Origin of the sequence: Haloarcula sp. NS06, from assembly GCF_051122755.1 — an archaeon.
In the GTDB taxonomy this organism is placed as follows: Archaea; Halobacteriota; Halobacteria; order Halobacteriales; family Haloarculaceae; genus Haloarcula.
Genome location: NZ_CP184845.1, coordinates 217,562 through 236,867, shown reverse-complemented (window position 1 = coordinate 236,867; position 19,306 = coordinate 217,562). Strand labels below are relative to the sequence as shown.

Below are 19,306 nucleotides of genomic sequence, written 5' to 3'. Positions count from 1 at the left end.
GTAGATTCCTCTAAGCATTTTTTGAAACAGTTGAGGTTCGTGGCGTCCAGAGGCCATATAGTATCAAACATAGCCCAATAGTCTGGTTGATAGCACTAATCGCATAGAAAATAGCTTCCTCTGCTACTGGGAATATGAACACGAATAACAACAGAGTGGGCGTCAAGAGTACAAAAATAAACCCGACAGTAACGAATAACATTGGCCGCTGACCATTCCGAAGATAGCCGCGCATAGCAATATATGTAGTACCAACCCCGAGTGCAAGGGCTATGAGTGAAAAGACTAAGCCGACGATTGCAAGCGGGTGCCACGAACCCGTCTCTATCATTGATCCCTCACTTGGTTTATAAACTCGCTGAAGCGGTCAGACATTCGTTCCCGCTTACTGATAGTCACATTAGCATCCTCTTCAGAAATGCCAATCACAATCTGAGCTGGATCGGCGGTATAAATCTGAAAATGGTGGCCGTCTTCATCATATTCCATTTCCGTATCTAACAGACCATATGACGAGAGTTTGTCTGTCCGACGATAGACTGTCTGTGTCGATATATTACATATCTCACTCAATTCATCAGCTGACATTGGCCGTTTCATTGTTTCTTGGAGAATGTTTCTCGCATGTTCATCGCTTAGGATATTCAAGATGCCACTCAACTCTTCGTCGGTCATCGTGTCTATATATCTCTGAGACGCACTCTACCTGCCATTGCTATTCAGATCCATGTTGGAACGGAACATAAGTTGTAACTCACAGTTCCACAATTTGAAATTGTGTCTGATCTTTCTTATTGTCTCTGTGAATAGATATGTTGTACTTATGACCGCGAGCGCCACTGGAAAGGAGAGTAATCGTAATCAAAATACTGCTATTGCAGCACTGGTTCACATCGCTGGCCTGCTGTTTGGCTTTTTTGCCATCGCCTTTGTGTATTTAGTATCGGATGATAACTTTATAAAAGCAAATGCAGCTAATGCGTTAAATTGGCACGTTCCCATGTCTTTGGTCGCTGTGTTCGTTGCTATAACCGGCATCGTAGTGGGTGAGCTTATTGGTGTAGCATTGGCAATACTCATAGCGGTAGCAACGATTTGCTTTGCACTTATCGCGAGCATGAAAGCGTATCAAGGCCAAGCATGGAAGTATCCGATATTCTATCAGATGATCTGATACTCTTTGACCGGCGGTTCCACGCCACACTGTCCCCGCTTGGCTACAAATCGTTCAACTCACTTTTAGCTGAACTCACTGTCCGCTTCACAGTCTTATTGAGCAGGTATTTCAGCCAACACAGTGAGTAAAAACCCTAGGGAGTTGCAAGTGCCCGTGGAGTCAGTACAGTTCCGACAAGGAATGCAAACACGGGAAGCGAGTCGCCTTCGCGGCCGGCAAGCGACCCATCCCGCAGTGGGTGTACGACGACGCTCTCGACGACCAGTTCGGTTGTTGTCAGTAGCAGCAATGCGTCCTATCGCTTCCGGTATTTCGTTCGGCTACACGCTGTTGAAAATCCGGCTCGGTATGGATGGGAATTATTCGGGTATTGTGGGTGTCCAGACGCTTGAGCTGTCAATAATGACTGAGCTGCGAACCGGTCTGACTTCCTGTGGATATGTCCCAACTGGTAAATGGCAGTCAAGAGTCTATCAGGTGAAATGGGCTTGCCTAGACTCGTTCGGCATGTTAGTCAGTAGTGTTATCGCATCAATGGTTTTGCTGGTGTTCGGCATCATTAGTTACTTCATCACTGTGTTCATCGTTCAGGTGGGTGCAGGGTTAGCCGGCTATTCACCCGGTGGGGATTTCGTCGCGCTTTCGGCTGCGATACTCGCTACGGGCGCCATCGTTGCCGGCTCGACCCCGATTGCAATCACTGAGTGAAATCAGCGAATAGAGCGGTCTGTCCTCGGTGAGAATCCATCGGAGGCATTTGTTGATTCTAATTCTGTCGACCGTTTGTTACACTCCGTACTGAGCAATTCAAGTCGGTGAAATCGTGTGCCGAACCGGTGACCGATACCCGCTCTGTATGTAGCAGCCAATTCATAACCTACTCAACTATTCTTTAGTTATGACATTATTTCGTGGTGTCGGCTCAAGAGCGAAGTAACTACGAAGATGATCCTAAGCCGGTAATAAGGGGTGACGGCCTTCCCCAGCCGCTGGGAGGAGTCTGGACTGACGGTCTTCCAGCTTACCAAGGCACAGGGTACGACCATCGATACGTCGTCCACGATGAAAGATGCGTCTCTTGGGCGAAAGCATACACACCTAGAGGACAACAGCCGCGAGTGCCGGCACTGTTAGCAGTATGAGACACGCTGAACTCCAAAGCTATCACCAGTACTGGCTATCAGTAGTGTCAGTACCACCGTGAAGAGCGGGAAGAGGATACAGCCAATGAGAACAGCAATCAACGCAACAAACGAGACTTTCGCTACCGTTGGCTCATGCGTTGGGAAAATCTGAGTGAAACTGTCTCAAGCTATAGAAGTATTCCTCACGAAATCATGCCATATGTCGATTTCTGTCGTGACCCTTGCGATGGCTACACCTGCAGAGGGTGTGGATAGTTCAGGCGAGGTCAGTTCCACGGCCGGGGGTGAGTCTGGTGGTCTCGGCGAGTCAATCAATGGTATGGCCCCTGGCGGCAGTGAGGCCAGGGTCGCAGCGAATGCGACTTCGGCCGCAAACGGGGCCGCGGACAATGCCCCTGACAGATAAGCACGCAGTGGTTCAACAATTGGATCTGATCGAGATAGTAGCAGAATACCGCCTCGTCGCTGACCGCTTCTTTTGAGTCCTCTAAGCGGGTGTAGCCACCGTTTCATTGTATGGGTGTCTGACAAGGGGATCAGATTGTTAGGGAGTGAGTGGGTCGCTGGGTTGTGGCTAACCAAGACCACCGTGAGGAAGTTCGAGATGTCTTGTTGCACACCGACTCCTCGTTCCTCTCAAAAGTACCCACAATAAGCCGTCGCAATCACGTCGGTCCTTTCCTAGCTGAAAGACGGATGAGAGCAAATACTTAAACCGGACACCCACAGCTCCTGTCTATTCGGGATGTAGCTGCCGTTGAGCTTCTATTGCTCCGTTTTGGCGAATCCGGACTTCATGCGTCTCAACAGAAAAACGAACCTCGCTAAACTGTCGCCCCGCTACTGCCTGAAGCCCGTTGCAGAGCGACTCCGCGTCAACATACTCGTCCAGTACTGGTACGCCATCAGTAGATAACTTTTCCAGAACCTCTGCAAGCTCTACGATGAGCTCGGTGTCGCCATCCCAGTCATGAACTGCAAGCGTTTCCCAGTTCTGAGAAAGAGATGGAGTGACAGCACTCTCTGACATACCTGTACTTGGATACATGCGTACATGAAAATATCGTCCCAAGTATCAGTAGTGATAACCACACAGAAATAAGTTAAACCAAGTAATCGACTTCCGGTCACGCGCGCCCCCGACTTTTTCCATATTTTGTCCCAGTCTGGGCCAGAGGCACCCCACCGGAGGCCACCAATGACGACCCACTACGCACTAACGGGCTTCCGGCGCGATCTGCTGGAAGCCAGCGCCGCGGTCAACGAGGATCCCTGCGGTTTCGCGCCCAAACACTACCTCGACGAGCGCTACGCCGGCCCGATTAATCACAGTCGTCCCTACTAGAATCTCGACCAGAACATCATCAATCGCGACGAACTCGACGCTCGCACGAGCGGTATACGTTGACTGACGCTGGCACACACTACTCTACTCCAACGGCAAGCAGACACACTCGCAGGCCTGCATGAGTGGCCCCGTCCTGTCGCTACTGGGGGTGAGAAATAATGCCCCAACAATCTACAGAGGGCCGTCAAACAGTACCTCAAAGTGGGAACCCAGTCGGTTGATGTTGTCAGAGGCACGTGATCACTGGGTAGGTGATTACCGACTGGTACCCTGGCAGAATATATGCAGCACTCTTGCGTAACTGTTGTTGTCGGGGAGCTCAAGTCGGTATCGTTCACAGTACAGCCACCCGCCAAAACCGGCGAGAGACTGTATTGCGTGCCTCTGACAATTCCCCAGGACAAAGTGAAAATCTTTGTTCTGGTACTACGGGTGTAGTTAGTCAGTACAATTATAACTTTTGCCTCGCGTTTCGAACGGAATACGCCTCTCGACAGCTTGAAAATCAGGCTCTGGGCTGTGGAGAGATGGGAGAAATAGAGAGTATGTATGGCGCTTCGGTGCCTGTATCGGAGCTTATTCGATCGCTGTGGAGCCGTTTCTGAATACGCACGTCCGTTCAGGCCCGCAGCCGCCCAGCCACGACGGGTGGCGTCACACCCGTTGTGGTGGAGTCGTCACCCTAACCCTGCGACACGCACGACTAGAATCTGAATCGGCGCCGTTGGACGTGGTGGCACGTGCCCTGCCGCCGCCGACGCCGCTGTCTACTAGTTGCAGGAACCGGGAGCGACCTATCTTTTCAGCAGTGAGTGCGTAATCGTAAGATGAACCGAGCGACCACAGCGATTCCAGTGGTCACAACAGGTGTGACAGATCCGTCTCACCACTGAATTGGACCTGTCGAGCCCGGGAGTGGCTCCAGGGCCGGTCACCTCCGGACCCCATTACTGTTAGGCACTTCCAGTTACAACGGTCCCGACAGAGATGCTCAGTTGTTGCTGATGTCTGAATCCGTCGTGGCCGAACATACCGCTGGCGACGTTCTTTCAGCGCGTTGGACTGCCCCCTGTGAAGCCACCTCAAACTCGGTTGCTATCAGCGGGAGCGTGGGCACCCGTACAGTTTCTGACTAACCACCACTTGACCGCTATTTCCGCTGAGTGTTGGTTAGCACATCCACTACCCTGGGAGTACAATGGAATGGTAGTTTACATACTATTCGCTCGTCAGTTGCAGAAACAATCTACGCCATCGTGGGATCTGTCCCTAACAGGCCTGGGCGCCGGGTTGCGGCAGTTTGAATTCAATAAAAGGGAGATATCGCTGTCTCGTTCAGACCGTCGCAGCGAGGTATTGGTTCTCTGTCCGGGTAGACGCCGGCTAGATGGGCAGCCCGGCCCGCTCCAGTTTAGGGATGTTTGGTTTTTTGACAGCGCGTACCAGCACATCGGGGAGGCTTTTTGTGGCATTTGTCCGAAAGGCTACCCATATGCCACGTCGAAGCATCTCATACGATGAGGACGGTCACATCTACGAGTTTTCTCCGGAGATGGATCCCGTCTATACGGCTACTGACGGGGAGTCGCTCACAATCGAGACTATCGATAGTCTCAATAAAACGATTCAGACTGGCGACGACCTCCTTGATTCGATTCCCGAAGAAGTAAACGCAGCGACCGGCCCAATCGCGGTAGAGGGTGCTGAACCGGGTGACCTCTTGGAGGTCGAAATAGAAGCGGTTCGGGTCAATGAGGGTCAGGGTCGGGTCGTCACGACGCCGGACTTCGGATTGCTACAGGACGACGAGGAGATTGAACACCCCGCTACCCGAATCACCGAAGTCGACGGCGACACAATTGAATTCGACGGTCATGAGATTCTGATCGAGCCTGTAATCGGGACAATCGGTGTAGCTACCGCAGAGGAGAGCATCACAACATTGACCCCCCACAACCACGGTGGGAACCTCGATACCACCGATATGACCGGCGGTACCACTGCTTATTTCCCCGTATTTCAAGATGGGGCAATGTTGGCGATGGGCGACTCCAAGGCCGCTATGGCCGATGGAGAAATGTGTGGAACAGGTGCCGAAATTGGAACCGAAATCGATGTCACGGTTTCAGTGATTTCGGACCCCGATATCGGGCTTGACCGTCCCATTGTGGATACGGGTGAGAATATCAAATCAATCGCCAGCGCCGACACGATGGAAGAAGCAGTCAAATTGGCTAACAGTGATGTCCTCGACCTCTTGCAAGCCGATCACGACATGTCAAAGACCGAGGCGTACCTCTTTTCGAGTCTCGTTGGCGGACTCGAAATAAGCCAAGTCGTCGATCCGCTCGTAACTGTGCGGAACTCCATCCCCGCAGAGCACTTGTCACTCCCGTTCTGATTCACGTGTTGGTTTCATCATAACACGAACGGAGCGACGACAGCGATGTGCTCGGTCACAACAGGTGTGACGCCACGTCTCGGTCAGATAGACCTGCTACATAACCTCGGAGACTGATTTTGATGCGTGCCGTCGATTCTGATTGAGTACCATCGAAAAAACCGCGTCGTCAGAAATCGGTCAGAATATCAGCCAACTATGGACAGTTCCGCTTTCTACCAAATGACGTCGTCACCGACACTAATCTCCCCAGATTCGATGATCCGTGCGTCAAGACCCCCACGGTGTGTGAGTGCCTCCGCAGCGTTGGGTTGGTCAGCGAGAGACTCCATGTAGCCGCAGGGCTCACACAGACCAGTTCCCTCAAGCACTGCCTCGCCGACTTGGAAGCGTTCCCCAACGAGGTGGTTGAGTGGGACCCCTCGCGTCGTGATATTCCGACGGTGTGCGCCGGGTTCGAAGTCTACGTCGTAATCTTCAGCCGCGGCGTCCAGTGCTTCAGCCTCGATAAGGGTGATGTCACTCGGTTCAAGCTCCTCTCGTTCGTTGTAGATTCCATCGCCCTTGAAATATCGATCCCCTTTGAGACCCCGGCCTGCGACAGCTTCGACGGAATCTCGTGATTTCGGGCCTCCACCCGTTTTCGGGGCTGTATGGATATGCTTGACTGAACCAACCAAGTTTCCCATAGTTGATGGCTGTCCTTCTTGACTCATATCTACTGCTACTTCTTAGGGGAGATCGGTCTCCCTCGATTGAAGAATGCAGCCCTCGTCGAAAAACTATAGCGCATAGACGGGGCGGTTGGCTGAACACACTCTCTGTATTGGCCATAATCGGGCTAGGACTTGCTACCCGCTGAGAAGTTCAACAGAGCTCAACGACGACAAGCGAAATAGCGGGCAACAGCCATCCGGATGAAGTCCCTGAAAGGCACGTCCCCTTCGGACGCCGGGTGTACTATCTGCGAGAATTCTGACCAGTCGCTTGAGCAGAAATAGCGCTGGTTTGTGACCGGCCTTGATCGCGGCCCACGTGGCTAACCAACACAACCGACTACCGGGCGTGTGTTGGTTAGCGTATGTCTGACTGCTCCCATGCCAAGACGGCACTCGAAACGGGGGAGTGTGGATTGGATAATTTGCCTCCCTCTCGTCTCGAGTAATTCACTTGTTTCGCGAAATGATCATCTCTACAGAACTACTGCTGTTATGCGAACCAACGCTCCGGTAACTGCTCTGGTCTGGTGGTTAGCTTTCAGTGAACCCGTGCGAGGCAGCTTTCATTTGCTGCTTGTTCTGTTCGGGCGACGGGTCAGTTGCATCTACAAGCAGGGGCTGACCGATCAAGATATCGAGATACCATCCAACAAGATTGATCTGTTTATAGCCAGTTGTAAAATCTCTAAAGAATTTTGAGCCGGTTTCTCACCGTCGTAAAAAGTGCTAAACTATCCGGCAGACAGTGAAGTGAATCAAATATACGCTGATGGTCTGCGCTTTATATGGGGATGCCAGTGCATTAGAGTAGTACGCGAAACTCCAATGTCGACCTCCGATTCCTCTCTCCCACGCCCACCTGCTATCGAATCGAACTTCCGACCACCGTTGGCGATGCTCGTCGAAACAATCGTCTCCGTCTTCCAGGGAATCGCCTTCTGGGCGAGTATCCCACTCCCATTTGTTATTGTGGGCACACTCGCGACGGACATTGTTGCAGCACAGCCTCTACTGACCGGTGCACTGACTGTATTGAATATCGTCTGTGCTGTCCTCGGCCACACCTACTCCCCGACCGCATGACCTTCTCGATACCCCGCACCAGCGACTCTAACCAGCAATTTTCAAAAACAGCGCTGTTTTGCCCAACCTGCGAGCACGCCAGCCCGATTGACGGAGACTGGATCATGGACGATTCAGTCCACTCCGACCGCCTGCTCTGTCCCCGCTGTAGCACTGTCGTCATTGACCAACCCAAACTGTAGCGCTGGTGTCTCCGCCGTGCTCAGCACTGTGATGACCGCACTCTCGCTTGGGTTGAACCCGGCATCGGAGACTGCGAAAGTGTCACAGATAGTTAACGATTAGTGATGTGTGGTGCGTACCAACACCTGTGACAGGGGAGACGATGCACAGCAAATTATCAACGTCACGCGGGATTTCGACGAGCGCTCCGCTGAGATCACTGCCTATCAGGTCCCCATATCCGACTGCTATCCAGAGGGCATCAAGTACTCGATGCAGTACGGAAACGCAGCCGGCGAGACCATCATCCTGTATAATAACCTTCCCAACCATCCCGATGCAGCACACCATCACAAGCATCGTGCTGATAGCACGGTTGTCGACGTCAAGTTTGATGGCCTCCAACCACTCTTCCAGCAGTTCAAATCAGAGGGGGTTGATCAGGGCCACACCTAGTAATTCCAACACGACCGACCGCACGCTCCATATCCGATTTCAAGAGAGCAGTGACGACGATCTTGAAGATACCCTCGCTGCACTCGATCGAGGCGAAACGCCTGACCCACATCTCGAAGTCGTGTATCACGACCCAGCTGATGTCCATCGAGTCACTCGACCAAAGTCACTCAAGCTCTTGCGAGCGATTGTCCAGCACGACCCTGGCAGCATCCGCGAGACAGCTCGCCTCGTTGAGTGAGATGTGAGTCAGGTTCACCGAAACCTGACCGAACTTGAAGAACTTCACTTAGTTGAGCTCGTCGACGACGGCGAATCGAAGCGATCGTCGGTTTGGTACGAGGCAATTGATATCGGTTTGCCACTCGTGACACCGGATGTCGGGTCGGACGAAGCGACGGCATAGTTGCTAGTACTGGCACTCTGTTTTGGCTGGCTTCATCAATTCAAATCGCATCCGTGCGGGTACTTACTGGGGCGGTATCCTGAGATTCGGGAGTCATATTTCTGGCGCAGCGGGTTCAGGAAAGTCGGGTACTACGTGGAACAGCGAGTGTGGTGTCGGAAGAAATAGCTGAGCGGCATATCGAGGTGGGGCTCACTTTTTCCGTCCGTTTTTGACCAGTTCAGCGAGCCGTTGTGGGTGTTCCATAGCGAGTTTGAGGAGTGCCTCGTGATACTCCCGCTTCGGGATATCCCGCAGGCCAGCGTCGCGGAGTTCGCGCTTCACTTCGAAGTCAAGCGTATCCTCGAACTCGTCCCACGTATCCGAGCGTGGGTAAATAGCCTCCTGAGAAGCATCGTCATAGGGAAACGCCGGTCGACGTTTCCAATCGTCACTGTTGTCTGTAGACTGTTCGGACTGTCGGCGGTCGGCCTGAGTCGTATCTGGCATCGCTCTTGATTCTGCCTCAACCACATCGTCAGCAGTGTCGGCATTGTCACCGTCCTGCTCGGCCGCAGCATCTTCGAGATCGTCGAAACCCATCAGCGACGCACCTCCCCGGTTTCGACGATTTGTGCGAGTTCGTCGTAGCACTGGAGTTGATCACACTCGGCATCGTAGTCACGCAATGGCACGCCCTCGTCGTTTGCATTGTCGATGGCCGCGCGGTGGCGGATACCCGGCAAATCGCCATCATATGAGCCGTTGTCGATGGCGTCCCAGTCCTCCGGTGGAATGTACGCGTAGTTGGGAACGTGCTTTGCGACGGCTTCACGGGTCGTCATCTCTCGCAGAAGTTGGCGGTCACGTGTCTCTTGGTCGATGCGGCCGCTGAGGTCTGTCGGCGTGACGGCGAGGATGTCGAGGTCGAAGTACTCACGAGCCTCGATGACTAGGCGCTGGACCGTATTCGTGAGGCCGGTCTCGTAGCCGTTCTCCGGCCGCAATGGAATGATGATGTTCCCCGTTGCGTACATCGCGTTATCGTTGAGTTTCCCGCGGTTCGCTGGACAGTCGATGATTATGTAGTCGTAGGTTTCGCCAAGCAATTCGCTGACGAGTTCTTCTTTCAGGCGTGTCGTCCCCATTGTTGCCTCCTTGAGCCCGGACTGGACATCCTCCAGGTCGACGTGCGCAGGGAACAAATCGAGACCATCGCTCACCTGCGTAATGTAATCGTGTGGGTCCGCGCCGTCGAGTAGTACATCAGCGGCGTGGTTTGTGTTCCAGCGTTCACCCCGATACGCGTCGTCGTGACCGAGGATGAGCGTCATATGGCCGTTATCATCAAGATCGACCAGCAGCGCGCGCTCGTTCCGGTGTGCAAGTTCGCGCGCTAGGTTGATTGCTGTCGTAGTCTTGCCGAAACCGCCTTTGAGGACGCCGACGCTGACTGCACGTGGCGTCATTGCATCACCACTCATAGCTAACTGAACTACCTTAGGTGACTTAGCTATTTTGCCTTATTTACCTGAGTTGCCTCAGGTGCCTGAGTTTGGCGGCGTAGATTAGGTCGAAGTATACAATGATACCGACAGATAATCTAACCAACACAGTCCCCATGTTACCCCGAAATGGTGATCAGTGAATGAACGATGAGGATTACGCCCCGGGACTCTGTCAGCGCTGGAACGCATCGCCAGCAATGGCCAAGACCAGAACGCTCGCTGATGATCCGATGCTTGTCGTGTGAACTGGTACTGCATCGAAACCCAGCATTTGATCTGTTATATGATGCATCAGAAGAGTAGCAACGTAGCAGAGATCGGAACAATCGTCGCTCACAGATTACGAGAACCAGCCGGTCTTGAGTGATTCAGTTCCATATAAATACGGAAAGCCCACTCGGGAGAGATGACTCTCCAGAGTGGGCTGTGATAGGTATGAATGGTGGCGGCGAACCGGATTTCCCAGAGGCTCGCGCACTCCAGTACTCCCCGGAACGCTGGTGGGCTTATCTTCCGTGTTCGGGATGGGTACGGGAGGCAACCCCACCGCTGTGGCCGCCTAACGTCGAGTCGTGGAATCGAACCACGAGAGTACCAGTCTCGATCGGTCTCCACCGTGTGCTCGTGCGATCCAGTTTGCGCCTGGACTCGTTCAGCGACGAGTTAAATCGTCGGTGAATGAGTCACAGTGCGTATGAATGATGGCTTTGGTCTGTTAGTGCTCGTGGGCTTAACGTCTCGTTACCTCGACGCGCACACCCCGAGTCTATCGACCGCGTCTTATACGCGGGACCTCGGCGGTGTCTCTTTTCCAAGTGGGTTTCGAGCTTAGATGCGTTCAGCTCTTACCCCGTGTGGCGTGGCTACCCGGCACGTGCTCTCTCGAACAACCGGTACACCAGTGGCCACCAACCGTAGTTCCTCTCGTACTATACGGTCGTTCTTGTCAGACACCATAACACACCCAGTAGATAGCAGCCGACCTGTCTCACGACGGTCTAAACCCAGCTCACGACCTCCTTTAATAGGCGAACAACCTCACCCTTGCCCGCTTCTGCACGGGCAGGATGGAGGGAACCGACATCGAGGTAGCAAGCCACTCGGTCGATATGTGCTCTTGCGAGTGACGACTCTGTTATCCCTAGGGTAGCTTTTCTGTCATCAATTGCCCGCATCAAGCAGGCTAATTGGTTCGCTAGACCACGCTTTCGCGTCAGCGTTCCTCGTTGGGAAGAACACTGTCAAGCTATCTTTTGCTCTTGCACTCTTCGCCGGGTCTCTGTCCCGGCTGAGATAGCCATAGGGCGCGCTCGATATCTTTTCGAGCGCGTACCGCCCCAGTCAAACTGCCCGGCTATCGGTGTCCTCCTCCCGGAGTGAGAGTCGCAGTCACCGACGGGTAGTATTTCACTGATGACTCGGTGACCCGCTAGCGCGGGTACCTCTGTAACGTCTCCTACCTATGCTGCACATCGGCGACCACGTCTCAGCGACAGCCTGCAGTAAAGCTCCATAGGGTCTTCGCTTCCCCCTGGGTGTCTCCAGACTCCGCACTGGAATGTACAGTTCACCGGGCCCAACGTTGGGACAGTGAAGCTCTGGTTAATCCATTCATGCAAGCCGCTACTGATGCGGCAAGGTACTACGCTACCTTAAGAGGGTCATAGTTACCCCCGCCGTTGACAGGTCCTTCGTCCTCTTGTACGAGGTGTTCAGATACCTGCACTGGGCAGGATTCAGTGACTGTACGAGTCCTTGCGGATTTGCAGTCACCTATGTTGTTACGTAGACAGTCCGAGCTTCCGAGTCACTGCGACCTGCTCCGTTCCGGAGCAGGCATCCCTTCTTCCGAAGGTACGGGACTAACTTGCCGAATTCCCTAACGTTGGTTGCTCCCGACAGGCCTTGGCTTTCGCCGCCATGGACACCTGTGTCGGTTCTCGGTACGGACATCATGCTCGTCTTTTCATGGGCCCCAGGTTGAATCACGTTTCCCTATACCGCCGTTCGTCCGCTTCGTGCCATTACGGCTTCCACGGAGTTGGACGGTTCGACCGGGCGAATGCCCGGCGTGATCGACCCCAGGGCGTCAACTTTCACTGCATGATGGCACGGGAATATTAACCCGTTTCCCATTTCGTCTCAGTCGAGTTGCGGTGAGACTTAGGACCGGCTAACCCTCAGCTGATCAGCAGTGCTGAGGAACCCTTATCCATTAGGCCGTCGGGGTTCTCACCCGACTATCGCTGCTACTATGGCCAGGATTTTCGTCACTTATCGGTCCACAGGAGCTCTCGCCCCCGCTTCCATCCAATAAGAGCGCCAATCTACTCGATTACCAGTATGAGTGGTACGGACAGGTCTCGGTGGTGGATTTGAGTCCCGATCATTTTGGGCGCCTCAAACCTCGGCCGGTAAGCTGTTACGCTTTTCTTAGAGGGTAGCTGCTTCTAAGCTCACCTCCCGGCTGTCTAGGGCTCGAGACCACCTTCAGAGGATTACACTTAATCCACACTTGGGGACCTTAACCTATCTCTGGGTTGTTCCCCTCCTGGTACACAGGCTTACCCCGCGCACCGGAATCCCCGCGTCAAACAGCGTCTGTAAGTTTGGAGTTTGACAGGTGTGCCGACTCCTCTCGGAGGCGGACACACCAATCGGTCGCTCTACCTCACAGACTACCTCGGCGGAGGTCATGCTTCGACATGTTTCGATTGGAACCAGCTGTTGCCGGACTCGATGGGCCTTTCACCCCTACACATAGATCACGAGAGGGTATTGTAGGACACCAACTCTAACAGACTTCCACGTGCCTTTCGGCACGCTTCATCTTGTCCATGCGTAGATCGTCCGGATTCGGGTCGTGTCCGAATGGCTCCCCGCCCTTGAAGACGGCGGCCCTCGGGCAAAGCCCTGCGGCCATGTCGGTTTCCCTGTGCCTCCCCGGATACTCCGGTTAGACTTGCCATACAGACACACTCCCTGGCTCGTTTTTCAAAACGTACGACAGAACATCGGCTTCCCGTGAGTCTTACTGGAGACTCGCGTCTCGGTCATTCGTCATGGGACCTTGTATGCCCTGTCGCTCGATCGCCAACTGATTTCATGCTCTATTTCGCCTCCCTTCTGAGGGTACTTTGCAGCGTTCGTTCACACTACTTGTTCACTATCGGTCTCAGGTTGTGTTTAGCCTTCGCAGTCGATGCCTGCGTTATTCGCGAGGGATATCCAACCCCCGCTACTCTGGCACTACCGCACGTCGTACTGGTCTCGAGTACGGGGTTGTCACCCTGTATCACGCTCTATTCCAAGAGACTTCGTCGAGACGGTCGGACGATGAGAGGTAGCCCTGACACCACATTGCCCGTGAGGGCTTCGGTTTGGGCTGTATCGCGTTCACTCGCGGTTACTAACGACATCACGTTGCGTTTTCTGTTCCTCCCGATACTGAGATGTTTCAGTTCTCGGGGTTCCTCATTGCGCGAAGCAATTGTTAGAGAGATTCTCATTCGGAAATCTGTGGTTCTTCGCCTCCGTGCGGCTCCCCACAGCTTATCGCAGCTTGGCACGTCCTTCATCAGCGCCTGAGCCGAGCAATCCACCAGCTGGCATAGTAGCCAACGTCGTTGTGACTCGTTCAACTGAACGAGTCCAGTGGACGCCTGGATCGCACGTACACACGGTTTCATATTCGCCCCCAAGGTGGAGATGGTGGGCGAATCGACCCTTCCCAAGCGCGGTTTTACCCGGCTTGGTGCATCTGTCGTCGTACCACAGTCGAACGCCGTCCCACACTTAAGGGGACGGATTCGTCCGTGATACGAAGTACGGACCCGTCGGGAGTTGCACCCGACATCCCCGTGAGGGGATATCCGCCTCGGATAGGTCTTGTGAGCCCAGCGGGCCCATGCAGTAGTCGGCGCTTGCCGACTCGCGGTGACTTGTGGTCACCAGTCAGTGTAGGTGGGTCAGGGCAGAGCCCTGATCCCGGTCAGTAGGAGGTGATCCAGCCGCAGATTCCTCTACGGCTACCTTGTTACGACTTAAGCCCCCTTGCGGAGCCCAGATTCGACCGTCGCATGACGGCCTCATCCGGACCCCACTCGGGTGCTTTGACGGGCGGTGTGTGCAAGGAGCAGGGACGTATTCACCGCGCGCTTCTGACACGCGATTACTACCGAATCCAGCTTCATGCGGGCGGGTTTCAGCCCGCAATCCGAACTACGACTACGTTTGGAGATTAGCTTCGCCTCTCGGCGTTGCATCCCACTGTCATAGCCATTGTAGCCCGCGTGTTGCCCGGTCCATTCGGGGCATACTGACCTACCGTTGCCCATTCCTTCCTCCATTTTAGCAATGGCAGTCCTCCTAGTGTACCCAACCACCGCAGGGGTGTTGCTGGCAACTAGAAGTGTGGGTCTCGCTCGTTGCCTGACTTAACAGGACGCCTCACGGTACGAGCTGACGGCGGCCATGCACCTCCTCTCAGTAGCGTCGAGTAAAGTCGTCAACCTGACTGTCATTACTACTGTCGGGACCGGTGAGATGTCCGGCGTTGAGTCCAATTAAACCGCAGGCTCCTCCGGTTGTGGTGCTCCCCCGCCAATTCCTTTAAGTTTCATCCTTGCGGACGTACTTCCCAGGCGGCTCGCTTATCGTCTTCACTACGGCACATCACGTGCTCATGGCGCGTGACATACCTAGCGAGCATTGTTTACGGCCAGGACTACCCGGGTATCTAATCCGGTTCGAGACCCTGGCTTTCGTCCCTCACTGTCGGGTCCGGTCTCTCAACGTGGTTTCCCCATTGGTGGTCCGTCCAGGATTATAGGATTTCACTCCTACCCCGGACGTACCCGTTGAGTCTCTCGGCCCCAAGCTGTGTAGTTTCCACCGGACGTCGACCAGTTGAGCTGGTCGATTTCCCAATGGACTTACACAGCAAGCTACGGACGCTTTAGGCCCAATAATATCGGCCATCACTTGGACTGCCGGTATTACCGCGGCGGCTGGCACCGGTCTTGCCCAGTCCTTATTCTTGTACCACCTTACGGTACAGAAAAGCGAGGGCTATATGCCCTCACACTCGGAGTCCCCCTATCGCACTGTCGTGCAGTGTAAAGGTTTCGCGCCTGCTGCGCCCCGTAGGGCCCGGTATCTTGTCTCAGATACCGTCTCCAGGCTCTTGCTCTCACAACCTGTACCGATTATCGGCATGGTGGGCCGTTACCCCACCATCTACCTAATCGGCCGCAGCCACATCCTACAGCGCCGGAACGTTTCTAACTCTCTGCACTCCAGCATGAGAGTTATATCCGCTATTGGCCTCAGTTTCCCGAGGTTATTGCGGTCTGTAGGGTAGTTTGGCCACGTGTTACTGAGCTATATGCCACGAGTCTAAACTCGTGCGACTAGCATGGCTAAATCGGACTCCGATAGCAATGGCCTCCGGCAGGATCAACCGGAATGTGCTGATATACATCAGCGGCGGAAGTGGTTGCACTCCGTCGGAAGCAAACACATTGGTTCCTACACCAATGTTGACTACTGCATGGGTCCGTGGGCTCACATCAGATTCCATCTTAACGGCGGACCGCAGGGGTGGAATCCTCATACACGAACACGAAGCCTCGGTGGCCTCGCATTCTAAGCGAGTGACCCAATCCACCACGAGGGTGGCATTGGGGTGTCGTTCCGGGAACGCTGCCCGGCGCGACCTTCGCATTACATCCGATGGGAGGAGAGTATATAAATGGACGGTCTCAGACCCGCCGTGTTCAGGAACCACACGGCACACGTGTAGAATACACACGGATGGGGTTCCAGTAGTGAATTAGACCGAAAAAGTTGAGCGACAGTTAGAAAAGTGTAGTCAGAATTTGAGGAATATTATCTGGATATCGGTGGAGAGTTTCATTGCTCAGGTTAGCACAATCCGCGATTCAGAGGTGAGACCCAAATCAGTTGCGCGGAGGAGGGTTACTCTGTCACTGACGGGAACGGACTCATTACGCTCCAGAGCGGTTGCAGCGATTGCTACATCTTTGCCAATACTAGGTCCTGTACACCTTTCGCGTGTATGCGCGACCCTTCACAACGCTGTCCTCAATCCAATCACTAACGTAATGTTGGCCCTCAACACACATTCCTTCTCAACCGCCGCTTCGACATCGGCGACGATATCCAAAGTGAAGCTCGTATCGCCATCATTCGAATCGCTATGCGACATTACGGACTTCATTGCGGTCACCCTGACCAACTTGCCCGATGGCGTCTCGCATGTCGGCTACCTAGTTCTCATCGAACACACCGCGAAGGTCTCTGGGAGGGCACCCGCCGATGAGCCGTGCCACGGCGTCGCTGAACGACTTATCGTCCACTTGTTTCTTTGATTCGTTCGTAGACAGCGGTCTTAAGACGGATTTGATGGGGTATCTTGCTGACAGCGATAACGCCTGTCGGAATCAACATTTGGGTGTTACAAGTCTGGATATCGGAACTTCCAGCAGCGATCCTACTCTCTGATGTGTTTTATATCGCCCGCGGCCAGATGGGGAAGTATTTTTATTTTGAGGAGTATGTACCACTATGCCACAGACGAACGAAGATGCTGTCCGGACGTACTACACGGCGATCGATGCTGAAGAGTACGATACAGTGTTTGGTCTCTTTGATGAGAATATAGTCTATGAACGCCCTGGGCAAGAAAACATTCGTAATAAAGACGCTCTCAAGGAATTTTATATCAACCAACGACCGCTATCTAATGGGGCGCATGAAATTAGCTCGCTCATCAACGAAGGCGAGACTGTTGCGGTGAGAGGGACATTTAGCGGTATACAAGGTGATACCAAGGTCTCATTTGGGTTTGCCGACTTCTTTGTATTCAATGAGACTGGCCTTATTAAACGTCGGTATACCTACACAGACCGAGATACGGTTTAATTAGTCGCGGCCAGTGGTCATAACTGCGATCAATACGCAGGCCGCCTATTGACAGGAACGGGTACAGTAACTCTGTTAATTTATACAAATTCGAGTGAGGGTACAACAAAGCAGCCGATCCTCTTCGCGTTCGGACTCGTCGGTCTCTGGACGATCTTCGTCGGCCACCATGCCCAGCCGTTCGTCGGTGGCGTCTTCTTCAACAGGCTGTTCGCACCGATCGTAGGAACTGGAGCCATTTTCGTCTCTTTTGAGGTTATTCAGTTACTTTCCTACGAATACACCAACATCAAAGGCGTATCGACACCATAGAGAGATATTTACCCTTCGGTAGCCATATCGGCAGTTATCTACGGTTTCGTCGCGGTTGCCGCGCTGTTTTCGACAGCGTCGGCAATTAACGCCACGCTGTTCGGCACAGCACGACTCGCACATAAGGTAGCGAATGCGGGTGCCCTGCCACAGCTGTTCTCGTTCCGGAACGAGAAGGGGGTCCCTACGTGGAGTTTGCTCATCATCGCCGGCGAGCGCGTCAACCTCGGTGAGACACTCATCGCAGGGGTATGTCGCCACTATGGCGCGCGGATCGTTACGCGTGACAGGCACTTTGACCGCGTTCAGGGCCTAGAATTTCAACAGTACTGATGAGCGAAGATTTCTGACTTGGGGACGCTCTCGCTGCAGTCGCCATCGATGGCACTGATTTCGTAGCAGGCCGTCACCGGAGGCAGTCAGCTATCGCCGTTGATGATGTCCGCCACCCGTTGCCGGTCGAACAATGTCTCATCGGAAAATTCGTCGGAGTAAATCCGCTGGGCCGCGACTTCTGTCTGAAAGAGATTGATGATCGGCCCCTGATCGAGATAGCCACCACGGTAGACCGCGTCGTTCTGGACGGCGCTCAGTTCACTGGCGACAGGGTTGTTCCGTAGCGACTCAACGATAGTCTCCTCGAAAGTCGCCTGATCCTTTTCGACCTGCCCGCGGACCAGCAAGACATCCGGGTCAATATCCAGCAGCGTCTCGAAATCCACTTTGAGACTCGTGTTGCCCGAATAGTGTCCGACGTCGGTCCCCTCGAAAGCGTCCCGGAGCCGTAGATCACGCCAGTGTTTCTTTCCGACACCACCGTCGTAGAGCTGGTAGGGGTAGAACGTCTCCGGTGTCTCGTCTGCGGGGTAGAGCAGTGCCGCTTCTGGAGTCGTTTCGGGCAGTCGCTCCTGGAGGTTCGTCAGGAACTCTTCGTGGAACGACGCGAACTGCTGGTAGCGCTGCTCGCGGTCGAAGACCTGTGCAATCTTCTCGAAGGCCTCATACAGTGAGTAGTACGGGTAGTCGTGCCAGTCGTCGCTCCGCCGCCGGATGAAGTTCCCGAAGAAGGGACCGATGTTTTCTTTGACTTCCTGAATGTCTCGCTCGTCCCAGTCGTACCAGTTGCGTAGCTGGTTTGGTTCCATGAAGTGGACGTCGGCATCCATCTGGTAGAACCGCTCCTTGTCGACACCGTCCTGATTGAGTGTCATCACCGCATCGGGGTCGTAATCGACACCGGGAAGTTCTTCGTAAAACTCGGTGGCATACCGGTATGGCAACTGTATGCCGAGCGTCTGGCCTGCGTCAAGGGCCATTCCCATGTCGGCGTAGCTCGGGAGCAGTGCCACCCAATCTTCGGGAGGCCCATCGAAGGTTACGGGCCCCATAGGTTCCATCGAGACAGTGTAAGAGTCGGCCGCTTCGGGCGTTGACTCACTCTCACTGCTCCCACTACGACAGCCTGCCAGCAGACCACTTGCGATTACTGTTCCACTTGCGAGATAGGTTCGTCGTCGCATATTTTTAGGCCTGCCTAAAACAATAAAAGCCTATTGGAATGTGTCTCCAACTGAAATTAGTCTGCGCTGCTGTGCAGAACCACAGCATCCTCCGCCGGTTGTCGTGACTCCGGCGTGCCCGAAGCACAACGCTTATAATATTTAG

At 53.9% G+C, this 19,306-nt stretch carries 15 protein-coding genes, 3 rRNA genes and 2 pseudogenes; 9 read left to right on the top strand and 11 right to left on the bottom strand.

The features are described 5' to 3' along the window. Positions 1 to 10 precede the first annotated feature (10 nt). Entirely contained in the window at positions 11 to 331 is a 321-nt protein-coding gene (locus tag ACODNH_RS20950; RefSeq protein ID WP_434531486.1) for a DUF7521 family protein, read from the bottom strand. Continuing rightward, positions 328 to 675: an ArsR/SmtB family transcription factor gene (locus ACODNH_RS20945; protein ID WP_434531485.1), complete on the bottom strand. Its 348-nt coding sequence runs from the start codon at positions 673 to 675 to the stop codon at positions 328 to 330. The genes ACODNH_RS20950 and ACODNH_RS20945 overlap by 4 nt, the downstream gene beginning before the upstream one ends. 148 nt (positions 676 to 823) lie before the next feature. Here ACODNH_RS20945 and ACODNH_RS20940 point away from each other — a divergent pair, with 148 nt between their 5' ends. Next, positions 824 to 1,174: a DUF4870 domain-containing protein gene (locus tag ACODNH_RS20940; RefSeq protein ID WP_434531484.1), complete on the top strand. Its 351-nt coding sequence runs from the start codon at positions 824 to 826 to the stop codon at positions 1,172 to 1,174. A 136-nt stretch (positions 1,175 to 1,310) separates the two neighbouring features. Here ACODNH_RS20940 and ACODNH_RS20935 read toward each other — a convergent pair whose 3' ends face one another. Further along, positions 1,311 to 1,466 (bottom strand): hypothetical protein, encoded by a 156-nt coding sequence (locus ACODNH_RS20935; protein WP_434531483.1) that lies wholly within the window; start codon positions 1,464 to 1,466, stop codon positions 1,311 to 1,313. Between the two features lie 218 nt (positions 1,467 to 1,684). Here ACODNH_RS20935 and ACODNH_RS20930 point away from each other — a divergent pair, with 218 nt between their 5' ends. Both ACODNH_RS20930 and ACODNH_RS20925 read left to right on the top strand, forming a co-directional pair. Continuing rightward, positions 1,685 to 1,885, top strand: coding sequence for a hypothetical protein (locus tag ACODNH_RS20930; protein WP_434531732.1), 201 nt, complete (start codon positions 1,685 to 1,687; stop codon positions 1,883 to 1,885). 203 nt (positions 1,886 to 2,088) lie between these two features. After that, positions 2,089 to 2,256: pseudogene (locus ACODNH_RS20925) on the top strand (IS1595 family transposase); the annotation flags it as partial. Positions 2,257 to 3,058: 802 nt separating this feature from the next. On the opposite strand, the gene ACODNH_RS20920 reads toward ACODNH_RS20925, so the two are convergent. Then, entirely contained in the window at positions 3,059 to 3,352 is a 294-nt protein-coding gene (locus ACODNH_RS20920; RefSeq protein ID WP_434531482.1) for a hypothetical protein, read from the bottom strand. 168 nt (positions 3,353 to 3,520) lie between these two features. Between ACODNH_RS20920 and ACODNH_RS20915 the strand changes: the two are divergent. Then, a pseudogene (locus ACODNH_RS20915) lies at positions 3,521 to 3,829 on the top strand (DNA-binding protein). Between the two features lie 1,333 nt (positions 3,830 to 5,162). Then, a complete protein-coding gene (locus tag ACODNH_RS20910; protein ID WP_434531481.1) occupies positions 5,163 to 6,071 on the top strand; it encodes an acetamidase/formamidase family protein in 909 nt (302 codons plus the stop codon). 215 nt (positions 6,072 to 6,286) lie between these two features. Here ACODNH_RS20910 and ACODNH_RS20905 read toward each other — a convergent pair whose 3' ends face one another. Beyond that, complete coding sequence (locus ACODNH_RS20905) at positions 6,287 to 6,760, bottom strand: MOSC domain-containing protein (protein WP_434531480.1); 474 nt, start codon at positions 6,758 to 6,760, stop codon at positions 6,287 to 6,289. An 855-nt stretch (positions 6,761 to 7,615) separates the two neighbouring features. Here ACODNH_RS20905 and ACODNH_RS20900 point away from each other — a divergent pair. The 3 genes from ACODNH_RS20900 (at position 7,616) to ACODNH_RS20890 (ending at position 8,897) form a co-directional block, all read left to right on the top strand. Next, positions 7,616 to 7,873: a hypothetical protein gene (locus ACODNH_RS20900; protein ID WP_434531479.1), complete on the top strand. Its 258-nt coding sequence runs from the start codon at positions 7,616 to 7,618 to the stop codon at positions 7,871 to 7,873. 294 nt (positions 7,874 to 8,167) lie between these two features. Beyond that, positions 8,168 to 8,491 (top strand): toxin-antitoxin system TumE family protein, encoded by a 324-nt coding sequence (locus tag ACODNH_RS20895; protein WP_434531478.1) that lies wholly within the window; start codon positions 8,168 to 8,170, stop codon positions 8,489 to 8,491. A 244-nt stretch (positions 8,492 to 8,735) separates the two neighbouring features. Then, positions 8,736 to 8,897 (top strand): hypothetical protein, encoded by a 162-nt coding sequence (locus tag ACODNH_RS20890; protein WP_434531477.1) that lies wholly within the window; start codon positions 8,736 to 8,738, stop codon positions 8,895 to 8,897. A 192-nt stretch (positions 8,898 to 9,089) separates the two neighbouring features. Here ACODNH_RS20890 and ACODNH_RS20885 read toward each other — a convergent pair whose 3' ends face one another. From ACODNH_RS20885 to ACODNH_RS20865, 5 genes are all read right to left on the bottom strand, one after another. Continuing rightward, positions 9,090 to 9,479, bottom strand: coding sequence for a hypothetical protein (locus ACODNH_RS20885; protein ID WP_434531476.1), 390 nt, complete (start codon positions 9,477 to 9,479; stop codon positions 9,090 to 9,092). Further along, positions 9,479 to 10,360: a ParA family protein gene (locus ACODNH_RS20880; RefSeq protein ID WP_434531475.1), complete on the bottom strand. Its 882-nt coding sequence runs from the start codon at positions 10,358 to 10,360 to the stop codon at positions 9,479 to 9,481. The genes ACODNH_RS20885 and ACODNH_RS20880 overlap by 1 nt, the downstream gene beginning before the upstream one ends. 464 nt (positions 10,361 to 10,824) lie before the next feature. Beyond that, positions 10,825 to 10,947 (bottom strand): 5S ribosomal RNA (gene rrf / locus ACODNH_RS20875). 132 nt (positions 10,948 to 11,079) lie between these two features. Then, positions 11,080 to 14,011, bottom strand: a 23S ribosomal RNA gene (locus ACODNH_RS20870). A gap of 369 nt (positions 14,012 to 14,380) precedes the next feature. Then, positions 14,381 to 15,852, bottom strand: a 16S ribosomal RNA gene (locus tag ACODNH_RS20865). Together the 16S, 23S and 5S rRNA genes form the textbook arrangement of a ribosomal RNA operon. A 1,120-nt stretch (positions 15,853 to 16,972) precedes the next feature. Between ACODNH_RS20865 and ACODNH_RS20860 the strand changes: the two genes are divergently transcribed. Next, the gene (locus tag ACODNH_RS20860; protein WP_434531474.1) at positions 16,973 to 17,329 is read left to right on the top strand and encodes a nuclear transport factor 2 family protein; all 357 of its coding nucleotides are present in this window, start codon (positions 16,973 to 16,975) and stop codon (positions 17,327 to 17,329) included. A gap of 731 nt (positions 17,330 to 18,060) precedes the next feature. Here the strand turns inward: ACODNH_RS20860 and ACODNH_RS20855 are convergent. Next, positions 18,061 to 19,161 carry an ABC transporter substrate-binding protein gene (locus ACODNH_RS20855; protein ID WP_434531473.1) on the bottom strand — a complete coding sequence of 367 codons (1,101 nt, stop codon included), beginning with the start codon at positions 19,159 to 19,161 and terminating at the stop codon, positions 18,061 to 18,063. Between the last annotated feature and the right edge of the window lie 145 nt (positions 19,162 to 19,306).